Annotated in this window: 14 protein-coding genes; 6 read left to right on the top strand and 8 right to left on the bottom strand. The window is 34.3% G+C overall.

The genetic code is table 11. The features are described 5' to 3' along the window. Positions 1-23: 23 nt before the first annotated feature. Both ACRPLY_RS09605 and ACRPLY_RS09600 read right to left on the bottom strand, forming a co-directional pair. Positions 24-1,733, bottom strand: coding sequence for a glycoside hydrolase family 13 protein (locus tag ACRPLY_RS09605; RefSeq protein WP_394508720.1), 1,710 nt, complete (start codon positions 1,731-1,733; stop codon positions 24-26). A gap of 319 nt (positions 1,734-2,052) precedes the next feature. Continuing rightward, a complete protein-coding gene (locus ACRPLY_RS09600; protein WP_325077540.1) occupies positions 2,053-3,045 on the bottom strand; it encodes a LacI family DNA-binding transcriptional regulator in 993 nt (330 codons plus the stop codon). Between the two features lie 390 nt (positions 3,046-3,435). Between ACRPLY_RS09600 and ACRPLY_RS09595 the strand changes: the two genes are divergently transcribed. The 4 genes from ACRPLY_RS09595 (at position 3,436) to ACRPLY_RS09580 (ending at position 7,075) form a co-directional block, all read left to right on the top strand. Continuing rightward, the gene (locus ACRPLY_RS09595; protein ID WP_289578226.1) at positions 3,436-4,665 is read left to right on the top strand and encodes an MFS transporter; all 1,230 of its coding nucleotides are present in this window, start codon (positions 3,436-3,438) and stop codon (positions 4,663-4,665) included. 1,060 nt (positions 4,666-5,725) lie between these two features. After that, a complete protein-coding gene (locus ACRPLY_RS09590) occupies positions 5,726-5,986 on the top strand; it encodes a hypothetical protein (RefSeq protein WP_115654627.1) in 261 nt (86 codons plus the stop codon). Between the two features lie 150 nt (positions 5,987-6,136). Beyond that, positions 6,137-6,370, top strand: coding sequence for a hypothetical protein (locus tag ACRPLY_RS09585; protein WP_028414869.1), 234 nt, complete (start codon positions 6,137-6,139; stop codon positions 6,368-6,370). Between the two features lie 111 nt (positions 6,371-6,481). Beyond that, a complete protein-coding gene (locus ACRPLY_RS09580) occupies positions 6,482-7,075 on the top strand; it encodes a hypothetical protein (RefSeq protein ID WP_432231781.1) in 594 nt (197 codons plus the stop codon). 79 nt (positions 7,076-7,154) lie between these two features. Here ACRPLY_RS09580 and ACRPLY_RS09575 read toward each other — a convergent pair whose 3' ends face one another. After that, positions 7,155-8,357, bottom strand: coding sequence for an iron-containing alcohol dehydrogenase (locus tag ACRPLY_RS09575; protein WP_432231780.1), 1,203 nt, complete (start codon positions 8,355-8,357; stop codon positions 7,155-7,157). An 80-nt stretch (positions 8,358-8,437) separates the two neighbouring features. Further along, positions 8,438-8,947: a GNAT family N-acetyltransferase gene (locus ACRPLY_RS09570; protein WP_432231779.1), complete on the bottom strand. Its 510-nt coding sequence runs from the start codon at positions 8,945-8,947 to the stop codon at positions 8,438-8,440. A 411-nt stretch (positions 8,948-9,358) separates the two neighbouring features. Here ACRPLY_RS09570 and ACRPLY_RS09565 point away from each other — a divergent pair, with 411 nt between their 5' ends. Further along, positions 9,359-9,550, top strand: coding sequence for a hypothetical protein (locus tag ACRPLY_RS09565; RefSeq protein ID WP_034267423.1), 192 nt, complete (start codon positions 9,359-9,361; stop codon positions 9,548-9,550). Between the two features lie 402 nt (positions 9,551-9,952). Here the strand turns inward: ACRPLY_RS09565 and ACRPLY_RS09560 are convergent, their stop codons facing one another. Beyond that, entirely contained in the window at positions 9,953-10,120 is a 168-nt protein-coding gene (locus tag ACRPLY_RS09560) for a hypothetical protein (RefSeq protein WP_165573610.1), read from the bottom strand. Positions 10,121-10,316: 196 nt separating this feature from the next. After that, positions 10,317-10,700 (bottom strand): hypothetical protein, encoded by a 384-nt coding sequence (locus ACRPLY_RS09555; RefSeq protein ID WP_028414874.1) that lies wholly within the window; start codon positions 10,698-10,700, stop codon positions 10,317-10,319. Between the two features lie 608 nt (positions 10,701-11,308). Here ACRPLY_RS09555 and ACRPLY_RS09550 point away from each other — a divergent pair. Then, a complete protein-coding gene (locus ACRPLY_RS09550; RefSeq protein ID WP_014458832.1) occupies positions 11,309-12,022 on the top strand; it encodes a hypothetical protein in 714 nt (237 codons plus the stop codon). A 53-nt stretch (positions 12,023-12,075) separates the two neighbouring features. On the opposite strand, the gene ACRPLY_RS09545 is transcribed toward ACRPLY_RS09550, so the two are convergent. Both ACRPLY_RS09545 and ACRPLY_RS09540 read right to left on the bottom strand, forming a co-directional pair. Beyond that, positions 12,076-12,222 (bottom strand): hypothetical protein, encoded by a 147-nt coding sequence (locus tag ACRPLY_RS09545; protein WP_014458831.1) that lies wholly within the window; start codon positions 12,220-12,222, stop codon positions 12,076-12,078. Between the two features lie 43 nt (positions 12,223-12,265). After that, positions 12,266-13,186 carry a type II CAAX endopeptidase family protein gene (locus ACRPLY_RS09540; protein WP_028414875.1) on the bottom strand — a complete coding sequence of 307 codons (921 nt, stop codon included), beginning with the start codon at positions 13,184-13,186 and terminating at the stop codon, positions 12,266-12,268. Positions 13,187-13,774 lie beyond the last annotated feature (588 nt).

Below are 13,774 nucleotides of genomic sequence, written 5' to 3'. Positions count from 1 at the left end.
GAGTTACGTGTGATAAAAAGAGATTAAAACGATGAATCAATCTCACAAACAATGGATTCGTAAGGTCGCAATTTTAGTTGATTTGGGTGTAATTCCAAATGATCGTAGTTCGATAAAATAACTTCTTTCATAGTAAAATCTAAGTTTAAAGCTACTTCTTTATGATCAAAGTTAGCGATTACCGCTATTTTTTTATTATTAAACTCCCTTGCGTAAGCCATGATTTGTAGACTATCTTCAAACAAATCTTCGTATTTACCAAAAGCGATAACCTCTGAATATGGACTGCTTTTTCTTAATTTAATTAAATTTTTATAGAAATAAAATAAAGAATTATCATCTTTTAAAGCATTCTCAACGTTAATAGAAGAGTAATTAGCATTTATCTCTAGCCACGGTGTGCCTTGGCTAAACCCTGCATATTGAGAATGATTCCACTGCATAGGTGTTCGGGAATTATCACGGCTGCGTCTCCAAATTGCTGCTAATGCTTCTTCTTTTGAAAATCCTTCTTTCAGCGCAGAGTGATATTGATCAATTGAAGCTAAGTCATTGTAATGCTCAATCGACGGATACTCTACATTTGTCATTCCGATTTCTTGTCCTTGATAGATGAATGGTGTGCCTTTTAGTAAAAAATAGACCGTAGCTAACATTTTTGCTGACGTAGGTCCTATATCTTCTGGTTTAATAAATTTATTTAAAGAACGAGGCTGGTCATGGTTCTCTAAATAAAGCGCTCCCCACCCTGTATTGTTATAGAACGTTTGACTATCAGAAATGGCTCTTTTGAAATCAAGCAGATTCCACTTATGCGGTTCATACCATTTTCCTTTTTTTCCTACGTCTAAATCGACATGATCGAATTCAAAAAGCATACTAAAATGTCCTTCTTCTCCCGCGTAAATAGGCAGTTCTTTGTGTGATACTCCAGGAGCTTCCGCCACAGTTAAGATATCATGTGAAGCAAAAGCTTCTTTACTTAGTTCACTTAAAAATTCATGAATGCCTTCTTGATTTGTTTCAATTACATTCATTTCACCATCCGAATTAGCAAAGTCCTGTCGTTTTTTTATAAATGTAATGGCATCTACTCGAAAGCCGCTAATTCCTTTTTCTAACCACCATGTGACCATGTTATAGACAGCATTTCGAAGATCAGGGTTTTCCCAATTAAGATCAGGCTGCTTTTTAGAAAATGCATGAAGATAATACTGTTCTGTTTGTTCATCATACTCCCAGCATGAACCGCCAAAAATAGATTCCCAATTATTAGGATGGTTTCCATCTTCTTTTCCATCTTTCCAAATATACCAATCTCTTTTCGGATGATTTACATCACTTTTTGATTCTAGGAACCACTCATGTTCATCCGAAGTATGGTTAACGACTAGGTCCATAATAATCTTTATATTTCTTTTTTTGGCTTCATCAATCAGTAGATCCATATCTTCCATAGAGCCAAATTCTTCTGCAATGGCTTGATAATCAGAGATGTCATATCCGTTATCATCCATTGGAGATTGATAAACTGGACTTAGCCAAATAACGTCGATACCTAACTCTTTTAAGTAATCTAATTTTTGAATAACTCCTTTTAAGTCGCCAATTCCATCACCATTCGAATCGTAAAAACTTTTCGGATAAATTTGATATACAACTGCTTCTTTCCACCACTGTTTATTCATCGTTATAGCGCTTTCTGGATTCTTTCTTTCGCTTAGTTGAACCATTGCTTATCAGCTCCTATGTATTTATATTAAAATGATGTATATATTCTTCTGCTTTTATGGTATCGATACCATATGTAATTAAAAAAATTTATGTTATTAAAAAATCTGATATAACCCTTTATACCTCACGCTTCTATACTTACCTCAAACTCTTTGTTCTAGTATGCGATAAATAGCTGAATGTAGAGGAACTGTCTTCTGCTTTAAGGTAAATTTATTGTATTATATTATGGTAACGGTTTCAATTACTTTTCTGAAAATTTTTCAAAAAAGGTGAGAACTAATAGATTTAGCTCTCACCTTCATCTGTTATCTCCTATCACGTTGAGCTTCGAACAACTAGCTCGATTGGGAGTTCAAACGTTTCTACTGTCGATTCAGAATCATTCAGCATATCGATCAGGATTTCCATTGCTTTAATCCCCATTTGATCAATCGGTTGTCGTATAGTTGTTAGCTTTGGATCTAACATTTGTGCAAGAGGTTGGTCATCAAATCCAATAATCGCCAAATCATTAGGTATACTTAGACCAGACTCTTTGGCTTCGATCATCATTCCTCCAGCAATTTCATCACTTCCTGTAAATATAGCCGTTGGGCGATCCTCCATTGACAGGATTTTTTTAACTATTTGTTTTCCGTCTTCAATACTATGTTGATTAACAAAAATCCATTTTGGATCCGGCTGAATTCCTGCCTCTTGAAGTGCTTTTTGATAACCTTGGTTACGGTCCTTGTCCTTACCTTCCTCAGCGAACAATCCACCTGTACAGTACCCGATTTTCCGGTGTCCCTTTTCAAGTAAATGCTTTACGCCTATATACGCACCCTTATATTGATTTAATCGAACGATTGGAACATTTGCGTTGTTTACATATTCGTTGCACAACAAAATAGGACCATACTCAGTAAACGGCTCTATGAGACTCCAGTCATTTTCAATGGACGTCATAATAATTCCGTCAACTTGCTTTGTTTTCAGTAAATTTAAAAATGCTAATTCTTTCTCTTTATCTTCATTACTTTGAAAGATTAATACATGATAGCCCTTTTTATAAGCAACTTGTTCAATTGAATCGACTAAATAAGAGAAAAATGGATTTATAATCCTTGGTACAATAACACCAATTGTAGTCGTTACCTGTCCTCTTAACTTTCTTGCCGAAGGATTTGGCGTATAATTAAGCTCTTTCATTGCTTTTAGCACACGATTTTTTTTCTCTTCTGAAACATACGAATGATTGTTTATAACACGGGAAACCGTTGTTTTTGATAACCCCGATAATTTGGCTACGTCGTATATTGTAGGCATGTGTTTATCACTCCATCACTAACTGAAATCAGTTTCATACTTATTTTACGTTAAAAAAGAGGCAAAATGCAATGAATGAATTCGTTTGCAACTCTATACCATCTGTTCAATAAGAATACAGTAGAATCCCTATAGGTCTTTGAAACAGCCCTTTTTATATAAAATGTTTCATGATTAATAAATCAGTACATATCAAATTGTTTATTTTATATGTAAGAAATCAGTACCATATTAAAAAAACACATTACACTTAAACAAACCTTTTCTGGAAGGTATTTTTGTTGATTATTTTCTTGTTGACATATGAAATCGGTACCATATATAATACAATCAATCGAAAACGCTTTCTAAATAATATTTAGATACATAAACAGCAAAGGGGATTTAAATATGGAAAACAATAAACTTTATTGGAAACTAAGCAGTTTCTTTTTCTTATTCTTCTTATCTATTGCCTCTATTTTTACTTTTTTTGCTATCTGGTTGGGACAAAGCCTTAACCTTTCCGGAGCACAAACAGGTATTGTTTTTTCTGTAAACGCTGTCTTTACTATGCTTTTTCAACCTCTTTATGGATATCTCTCTGATAAATTGGGGTTACGAAAGAATTTATTATACTTCATTTCAATTTTAGTTATTTTATCTGGACCGTTTCTAATTTTCATCTATCAACCTCTTTTAAACTGGAATTTTTGGGTAGGAGCTCTGACAGGCGGAGCTTATCTTGCCATCACCTTTTTAGCTGGAATCTCAGTCATCGAGTCATATATCGAAAAAGTTGGCAGAAAGTATGCGTTTGAATTCGGTCGTGCAAGACTTTGGGGATCAATAGGAGCTGCCGTTGCTGCTGCTATTGGAGGACGAATGCTTAATATTAACCCTGATATCAACTTTTGGATTGCATCGGGATCAGGCGTTATCTTATTACTTGTTATTTTCCTTACAAAAGTAGAAGTATCCACTATTGAAGAAAAGAAAGCAAAGTCCCTTTCTATTCAAGATTTAGGTAGCTTATTTAAACGAAAAGACTTCTGGATTTTTATGATTTTTATGCTCGGGACTGGCTGCATTTATAATGTTTTTGACCAGCAATTTCCTGTATATTATGCCTCCCTGTTCCCAACAGAACAATTAGGAAATCAAATCTTTGGTTACTTGAATGCAGGTCAAGTCTTTTTAGAATCCGGGATGTTATTAGTTGCTCCATTCATTGTGCGCAAAGTAGGTCCTAAAGGCGGTTTAATTTTAGCGGGAATCATTATGATTTTACGCGTAGTAGGTTCAGGGCTAGTATCCGATCCATACAGCATTTCCTTTATCAAGCTTCTTAACGCACCAGAGTTTGCCATTATCATCGTTTCTGTATTTAAATATCTGGCTACACATTTTGATACGAAATTCTCTTCCATCTTATATTTAGTTGGATACCAATTCGCAATGCAACTAGGAGCGGTTATACTCTCCCCTATTGTAGGAAACCTATACGATTCCATTGGCTTTCGTCACACATACTTAATCATGGGGGTTATCGTGACTGTCTTTACTCTATTTGGTGCATTTCTTTTAAGAAACAACAATCAAGCATCTAAAGATAATAATGATTCAAAGCTTACTGCTTAGAACAAGGAAAAATATTTATTAAATGTGATTCTCGTAATTTTGAAAGCCCTTGCTAATTGTAGCAAGGGCTTCTTTTTGATGAATTTCTTCTATTAATAATATATGGAACTAAAGTATATATCTTTTCAAAAGAGTTCATGGATAAAAACAAAAAATAAAACGCTTTCATTTTTTTATTCTATTAACTCATTTCCTTTGTTACAATGAAATTATAGGGATTATAGCAGAAGGGCAGATGGGACATATGAGTACAAATCTATTGATCATTTTAGGGGTTATATTTCTGACAACAGTTGCTATCACTATTTTAATTAAGATTCCTGAAGAGGAATAAACTACATCATAAAATAAAATAAAAAGCCACCTCATTCTTTTGATATTAAAAAGTGAGATGGCTTTTTCGAATTTTAAGCATTGCAAAAGTTTAAGAAAGATTAGGTCTATAAATAACTATAGCATATTAATTGAAAGGTTGTCATACAATTTTAGATAGAAAGAATCCCCTTCTAGTAAGGTATATATGTAAACAATGTGTGAAAAAACAAGAATTTTATTATGTCGTTGCTGTACATACTACATTTTAAGGAATTCATATGATAGTTAATAAAAAAAGAACTCCACTTATGGTAATTAATGATATAATTACCTTTAACTGTATAAGAGGTGATTTTGTTGATAGAAGATTTATTTGGAGGAACACTACCCTTTTTGCCTTCCAAGGAAACAATGGCTGCTAAAAAGAAACTTAGTCTATTACGTAAGCAAGAATGGTTTAGAACGCCTTAGTTAAGAAAGGATCGACGAACTATGAAAAAATCGAATAAAGATCACTTACTTTGGAACATGTTAAAGCTATGGATTTCTATACCTAGAAATATTCGTGTAGCATTTCTTTGGGCTTTTATTTTAGGAATCTCCTACTTGGGCTGGGTAAAGCTAATCCACCGATTTATTTGACATTAGCAATTTACTTTCGGATCGTTTTTATTGTGAAATAATCCAGAGGAGTTATTTGAGTTGTAAAAGATAAGAAAAGCTTATTGGAAAGGGATAGATTCATATGGCTGTAAATATGATTTTTAATCCATTTTTTGCTTTAATAGTCCTTGTTGTAGGGATGTGGACGGCAAGTACGGTTCACCAATTTTTTGGGTTAGTATCGATTTTAGGAGGTTTGTTATTAGGGTTCTCTACCTTATTCAAAAACGGTACAACCATCAATAAAAAGTCAAAGGTTTTACTCTTTGCATCTTTTGTTTTTCTGTTGAGTTTATTCTCATTAGCTTACTTGGTTGTATCGGCCTTTATCTTTCATTTCTAAAGACACTTTAAGTAAATAAATAAGCAGATAAAAGGATCTTCTAACGAAAGATCCTTTTTTAATGGGACTAATGCGTATTATAGGAACCAACATCCACTAGTCCTATGTTAAACTGTACATAGAAATATCGATGGGTCTGGAGGCAAGGTAATGAAACGTGCAATAGGAATATTTCTTATTGCTCAAGCTTTATTAACGTACTTAACTATTAATATGATTTATACTCCTTATACAACTACAACAGTGAATAACAATACGGGAGCAGTGACAGTTTCGTATAGTTACCCTTGGGTATATTGGTTAGGTTTTATTGGCTTGGGCATTATGCTTATAGTGGGAACATATTTAGTTTTTGCCAAAGAAAAGAAGCAGATCTTTAATTAAAGGTCTGCTTTTATTTCTATCGAAAAATTACATTATGATACATACGTCTTTATAAGGATTTTAATATATAATTAAGACTAAAAAAGAAGAATTTCAGGAAGAGGAAAATGTGTGAAACGTAGTCGTTTGTTGCTTTTATCGTTAATGAGTAGTTTGCTAGTTATTCTAGTATCATTGTTCCAGTGGGATCTGGTGGATATGATAACGGAATTTTTAATGTTGCCTGTTTGGTTATTTGTATATGCCTTTTTTATCATCATAACTGTATGGGCATTGATTCATCTTTTTAAAAATAGAAAGTGGCAGCCGCTTGTTATTCAGCTCATTACTATTATATTATGGTTCTTCTTTCCCTTTACTCAAGTCAACTTGGATTTGAACTTTAAAATCCATCAAGAGAAGAGAGAAGAAGCTGCGGCTAAAATAGAAAATGGCGTGATTAAACCTAACGTCCCCGATAGTCCATCACTTATTCAATTGCCAAAAGAGTATACTCAATTGTCTAAAGGCGGAGGCGACATTGAAGTAGAAACAAAAGGAAAGTCGACATCCATTCTTTTCTTTACGTACCGCGGGATGCTAGACAATTTCTCAGGATTTGTTTATGACCCAAATGATCATAAACCTTCAAAAAGCGATTTTGACGGAGATTTTAAACAGATAGAAAAAGTACATAAGAACTGGTATTACGTATCTTCTTATTAAAAATAGATACTACTTAAAAACTGGCCCCAAATCGTTAGACACTGTCTGACAATTGGGGCCGGTTTTTAATTTTCATTCTTTAATTCAAGCTCTCTACTTCAGAATGCCGTTTTTTATCTACACGGTCAAAGTAAGCTTGTTCAAGAATTTGCATATAATCAGCCTCGGTAATTAAGCGGACGTTACTTGGCGTTGAGTTGTTTTGCATAGCCAACTTTACAATGCTCGGAAAGTCTTCTTTCTTTACACCCTCTAGCTCTTTTAATTTAGGAATATTTAATGATTCTGTTAATTCTATAATTCCTTGAATTAATTTTTCAACAGCTATTTCATCTGAATCTGAATCTTTGGCAAAATTCATATACCTTGCTAATGTAGCATGCAGCTGCTTATTCTCCATAGAATTAAAACGTAATACGTATGGTAAAAACACTGCGTTAGCAACTCCATGCGGGGTATCATAAAGCCCTCCAAGCGCTTCTGCTAAGCAGTGTACCGAAGCAACATCTGCAGATCCGAAACACAAGCCAGCTAAGAGACTTCCTTCCAGCATATCTTGACGAGCCGCTTCATTTTTACCATCGCGGAAAACGATAGGCAATGCTGAAACAATCGTTCTCATTGCTTGAGCCCCAAGCGCTTGTGAAATAGGATTTGTTACTTTACATGTATAACCTTCAATCGCATGAACGAGTGCATCAATGCCAGTCGCAGCCGTAACAGAAGGAGGAAGACTTAATGTTAGTTCAGCATCAAGAATCGCCAAGACAGGTCTTAATGAAGCATGTTTGAGCGTCATCTTTCGATGTGTAGATGCTTCCGTAATTACAGCAGACCGAGTAACCTCTGAGCCAGTACCTGAAGTAGTTGGAATACAAATAACTGGTGCAATGTTTGAATACAGAAGTCGGCCGTCTGCATAGTCAGATGGTTCCCCGCCGTTTGGGCCGCACAGCGCAATAGCTTTTCCTGTATCCATTGCACTCCCGCCACCAATGGCCACAACTGCCTCCGCACTAAAGTCACGAAATAACTTAGCACCTTCCAAGCAGTTCGTATCTCGAGGGTTTTGTTCAATTGAATCAAATACCAGCACCCGGTAACCAGAATTCTCCAGGGCAGTTACAATTGGTGAAACTAATCCTGCACGAACTACACCAGGGTCACTCACGACTAAAATTGATGAACCAATATTTAAAGATGTCAGCATTTCTGGTAATTCTCTAGCTTTCCCCATTCCTACCTCAATTTGAGTAGAACAAAAATAGTTATAAGATTTCATTTATACCCCTCCCGTTGTCTAAAATCAAATACATACCTTAAGAAGCACTATTTTTAAAAATTTCATCATGGCCGGTAAGCTTACTTATTCCACTCTGAAGCTAATATACCCATAAAATATGTATCTACGTATTTCCCATCCACATAGGCATGGTTTCTTAATTTTCCTTCGGTAACAAGACCAATCTTTTCATATAGTGCAATGGCTTGTTCGTTTATTCCTCTTGTGGTTAAATAGATTTTATTTAGACGGAGCTGTTTAAACCCTAAATCAATCATTTGCTCCATAGCCATTCGACCATATCCGTGACCTCTAGATTCTGAAGATAGGAGAATTCCTATACTAGCTCTTCCATGTGCATAGTCTATATCCTTCAAAAATACCCATCCGACTAATTCTTTTTCATCGCTTTCAATTCCTAAAATTAAATCGTTGTTCATTCTTTTGTTTTCTACTTCTTGTACCACCTCTTCATAAGTTAAAGGTGTTCTGCCTATCATTCGTATTGCCCGTTCATCATTTAACCATTTATGTAAGTATTGAATGTGAGTAGTTTCAAATGGCGTAAGATGTATTCTTTTTGTACTCATTGATTTATCTTCTCCTTCTAAAGAAATGCAACCACAAATTACAATTCATTCCATACTTGATTCCATAAATATCGCTGACAAAGGTAAATGTGTATTTCTACTTACGATATACAACAGCCAAATTAAAATAAGTAGGTGCATAATTGAATGAAGCCATTAATCTGTTTAAATAGAACACTTTTGTATATAATTCTGGAATCAATAAAAAAACCCTCTCTTACATTTTACGTATAGTTAATCTTTGTCTTTAATTAGGGTTAATTCATCGGTTTGAGCTATTAAATCAATTTTCTCTAATCTAAGGTTGGTCCTTCTAATAAACCCCATTACGTTAATCCGATGTAATAGAAGAAGGATTTTTACTTTTTAAGATAGAATAGTTCCTTAAAGAATCATAAAGGAGTTGATTTCATGTCTAAACAAACAAAAGATAGAAAAGAAATAAAGCTTTTGGATTCTCAAATTTACTTATGTGAGGAAATTAGAAAGTTGTTGAGGAAAAAAGAAAAAAGAAGTCTAGCCTTTGAACAAGAGTATACAGAACATGATATATTACACATTGCTTTAAACAGATTAATGAGTGAGTTAATCTCTAGACATTAAAAATTTCATCTATTATATTTGATATTATTCCAAATAGATACGTTTAATCTAAAAAATAGACAGAATATTTCATTAATATATTTACTTTGTAAACGTTTTCGTTTATACTAAGTATAGGTTGGATGGCATGAGTGGCTGTCATAGTATTTAGCGTAGGCGGGGCTGATATGAGGGAACAGGGCATAGAAGAAATGTCCTTTTTTTGTTTGGGCAACATTTGTTATAAACTAGGAAATGTTATAAAACTTCTTTCCAACGCTTTTTTTGTTTCATATGCCCTATCCAGTCTAGAAATTGAAAAAGACCACCTCTTCCCAGTCAAAAGAGGTAGCTTTTTTTAAAAATTGAATGAACAGCAGTCATTAAATAATGCTTTATTGCTTCTTGAGTAAGTTGCTTAACTTAAGAAATGGTATTCGTAGACAGCATATTAACCGCTTTTTCCAACAGTAAAATATCTTCTTCAACCATTCTTTTCATATCATCGAGATCAAGTTGAATATATTCTTCTTTTAAACGTTCTAATTCCCTGACGAACAGGGATCCCGTATAGTACCTATAATTTGTCACTACTATTTATCCCCTTTGTATGCTCTTACTAGATGTAATTCCCCTTTATTCAGATTAACAACCAATAAATGCAAAATTTTTTAAAAAAATCCTTCCCTGATGTAGGCAAAGGATTTTTAACTTGATTAGAATAGGAAAAATATGTTATTAACGTGGCCAGATTTTTAGTTTCATATACATACAACGTTTTATCGTTCTACTTTGATGTTAAATCAAATTTATCTTCTTTCCCATTCCATTTTATTGTCACGTGATAAGGAGCGTTGCTGCTTTGAGTCGAACACCCGCTGCAGCTTCCATTTAAATTAATTTTCCCTTCTGTCTCGTCATCCGTACCTGATAATTTGCTTGTTTCCCCTTCAACAACATAAGAAACTTTTCCTACTTTCTCCTTGTCTTTTCCTTTATAGATGATACTGCCTTGCCCATTTTCAGTATTCTCTCCTTTATTTAAAAGATATAAAGCTTTCCAATGATCTCCTTCACCTTCGAAACGCACACTTTCTTCTTTGCTGCCACAGCTACCCAATACTAATAAAAAAATAGATATAAGTCCTAAAAACAAAAACTTCCTTTTCAATTTAAATCCTCCTACACGATAAAAAAGCACCCAACTATCCTATTAGGTGATTTTTTGTTAGTATCTGTTCTTTTTTTCAAGTAATTTAATTAATCTATCATTTTGTTTCACTATCGTTCTTAGCTTAGCTTCTAACGAACATAAAGTGATAAAGACGGCTATAAATCCTATAATGACAAAAAACATATTAGCTGATATCCCCCATACATCATTTTATTTTCAGAACAATATCTATATAATAACATTTTTTCTATATTTTATATCATAATGTTGTTTCTTAGTTAACATAATAAATAAAAGGAATAGGAAAGTGTTCTCTTAAAGAAAACCTTCAGGGCCGCCATTTAAACGTTCTAGCTATACCAAAATACAGAATGAATTTGCCTTCATCCACGAACTCAACAGCTTTCCTTTATAATAAATACCCTTTCTCTAGCTAATAATAAGTAAGTAAAATATGTATATACTATAAACTAACACCATTCTTAAAAGTATGATGGTTACGAACATCTACCTATAATTGAGCAATGTTTCTATCTAAATCATGGTTTCTCTTCTTCTATTAAAGGGAATTAAACCCTAAAAGTGAACCTTAAAAGGAGACCACCATGGTTACAATTGAATCAATTATAATAGGTATTGTTTTTATCCTCATTCAATTATACGCATTAACGATTGTCGAACGTTCTCCAATCGGGGAGCAAAAGCTGCTCTCATTATCAGGCGGTGTAGCTATTGCTTATGTATTTATTTATATCTTACCGACGCTTCATAAGAAACAAGAAGAGTTTGGAGGATCGCTAGCCCTTGATACTGAACTATATTTTCTTGGTCTTCTCGGCTTACTCGTCTATTTTTCAGTGTATTCATTTGCTCAGACAAAAGCAGCCACTCACCTAACGGAACTGACCGTTTATATGGTACAGGCTAGTTTTTTTATGATTTATTCTTTTATCATTTCTTATGTCGTGTTTTCAACCGATGTTAAGCGAGTTGAATCAGTATTCTACGGACTGGCTATCAGCCTTCATTTTATCGGGTGGTCTTACCATCTAGGAAAAAAACATCCGCGCTTACACAAAACTAGAGGTCGCTATATGCTTGCCGGAGCAACTTTTCTTGGGTCAATTTTGGGCGTCTTTGGCCCCTCATCAGGCCTGCTTATTGAGTCGATGATTGCTTTTAGTTCAGGTGCAATGTTATTTAACGTCATCAGTAAAGAGCTCCCTTTTGAAAAACATGCGCATTTGCCAACCTTTTTAATCTCATCTCTTGTCTACGCGGCTACAATGATTTCGTTAAAAGCTTTTTTCAATTGGTAGTTGCGTGCGCGTGTTTTTACAAAATAAAAAGAGCAGCCTTTAAGGCTGCTCTTTTAAAGTATGGTTTTTATTACTAGATATACTGCAGCAATCGATGCAAGAACGATAAGCACATTTAAAATGCGATGTTGAGTAGCTAAGTGGCCCCGCTTCATTTCTGCACGAGTCAATGGTTTATTTTCATCGTGATTTCCACTCACTCTGTTACATCTCCTATCCTGTTTAGGTATTGGTTCTACTAATTTAAGCAATAAGCTGATCTTTGTCAGCTGCTTCTTCCTTTTTTATCTTCCCTCTACATAAGATATAGAAAACACTGAACATAACAATCGACCAAATAAGGTTAGCTCCTGGCTCAGTGTTAGCTACCTTAAACAAACTCGGTATAGACCCGAAAACAGAATCGTCCGTTGTAAGGAACAGAGCGAGAAACATGTTGTTGGCTGCGTGTGCGCCAATGGTAATTTCTAAGCTTTTTGTTTTAACCGCGATATATGTAAGAGCAAAACCAGCTACAATATAATCTAGTCCCACCAATATAATGGATTTATTCATTTCGGGATTAGCAAAATGACCTATTGAAAACATTAGTCCCACAATAATCGCAAGTAAAATTGGACGCTTCACTTTCTTACCCACCCATTGAAGAAGAAGACCTCTAAAAAACAGCTCCTCGGTTGTTGTTTGAATAGGTACTAATAAAAGCGTGATCAGTACTAACAGGGCATACTCTTTTAAACTTACATGATTCCATGAATAATCCGAGTGGTTAAACACGACATCAATTAACTGTGAAACGATTAGTAACAGACTAAAAGCTCCAAAAGACCATATTACTTTCTTCCAGTTCACACGTTTGTTAGCAGTGATTAGTGATTTCATTTTTCGTTTGTGAATAAAACGAATCCCGATCCATAAACCAAAAATCCAGCATATGTACATAATATGAGACAACAGAAAATCAAGATTAGCATTGATTCCTACAGCTAATCCGCTATCAAAATCAACATATGATTTTCCACTTTCATCAGCTGCAACCATTATCATTTCAGCAATAATATAAATAATGGATCCTAACAGCATAAACACAGAAGCAAGGACTGTTGTACTTACATAACGCTTCCAGCTATTTTTTCCTTCTTCCACATTTAAATAGTTTTTCATTTTATTCTTATTCCCTCAGCCTTCTCTTCTCAACTACATCGTTCTTCTCTACTTCGTTGTTGTCTAGGCAATGTAAAAATCTATTAGGACCCGAAGTCCTGCAATTATGTTAACTACCGCCTGCTTTTTACCTTTGAAGATAAGGGAAGAGACTGACAACATTAAGAAATTACAACTCTACCCATTACCTCTTTATATAAAATTTAGCGCCTTAAAAGCCGTCAAAAAACAGCTTCTTCTAAAAGAAGACTCGACACTAAGTCATCGTTAACCTTTATATCCTGCTCATACGTGCCCGCATACACATAATTTTGAAGAAAATACTTGCTACTCAAGAATATATATCCTAGAACAACTAAAATAAATATTTTTTTCAACATCGTCCTCACCTTTTTATCTAAAGTTTTCCCCTCGCGGCTGCTTCCACAATCGCTAAGGGCTTACCCATAAACAGATTTTCATTTTTTAAAATTAGCTACCATTCTATCTAACACCGCAAAAATGTATATAAGTTACAATTATATTACATTATTATTACAAATGTAACAATTACATTATAACTAAGAAAATGAGGATAATCAATATGAA

The sequence above is a fragment of the Priestia sp. TGN 0903 genome (assembly GCF_050846855.1).
In the GTDB taxonomy this organism is placed as follows: domain Bacteria; phylum Bacillota; class Bacilli; order Bacillales; family Bacillaceae_H; genus Priestia; species Priestia zanthoxyli.
The sequence above is the reverse complement of the archived record's forward strand: the minus strand, read 5'-3'. Positions and strand labels throughout refer to the sequence as shown.

What these genes read in the sequence shown, in the direction of transcription:
- ACRPLY_RS09570 (WP_432231779.1), bottom strand. Translation starts at nt 8,947, where the DNA reads ATGAGTACAAAAAGAATACATCTTACGCCATTTGAAACTACTCACATT.
- ACRPLY_RS09550 (WP_014458832.1), top strand. Translation starts at nt 11,309, where the DNA reads ATGGTTACAATTGAATCAATTATAATAGGTATTGTTTTTATCCTCATT.
- ACRPLY_RS09575 (WP_432231780.1), bottom strand. Translation starts at nt 8,357, where the DNA reads ATGAAATCTTATAACTATTTTTGTTCTACTCAAATTGAGGTAGGAATG.
- ACRPLY_RS09605 (WP_394508720.1), bottom strand. Translation starts at nt 1,733, where the DNA reads ATGGTTCAACTAAGCGAAAGAAAGAATCCAGAAAGCGCTATAACGATG.
- ACRPLY_RS09590 (WP_115654627.1), top strand. Translation starts at nt 5,726, where the DNA reads ATGGCTGTAAATATGATTTTTAATCCATTTTTTGCTTTAATAGTCCTT.
- ACRPLY_RS09565 (WP_034267423.1), top strand. Translation starts at nt 9,359, where the DNA reads ATGTCTAAACAAACAAAAGATAGAAAAGAAATAAAGCTTTTGGATTCT.
- ACRPLY_RS09600 (WP_325077540.1), bottom strand. Translation starts at nt 3,045, where the DNA reads ATGCCTACAATATACGACGTAGCCAAATTATCGGGGTTATCAAAAACA.
- ACRPLY_RS09585 (WP_028414869.1), top strand. Translation starts at nt 6,137, where the DNA reads ATGAAACGTGCAATAGGAATATTTCTTATTGCTCAAGCTTTATTAACG.
- ACRPLY_RS09540 (WP_028414875.1), bottom strand. Translation starts at nt 13,186, where the DNA reads ATGAAAAACTATTTAAATGTGGAAGAAGGAAAAAATAGCTGGAAGCGT.
- ACRPLY_RS09595 (WP_289578226.1), top strand. Translation starts at nt 3,436, where the DNA reads ATGGAAAACAATAAACTTTATTGGAAACTAAGCAGTTTCTTTTTCTTA.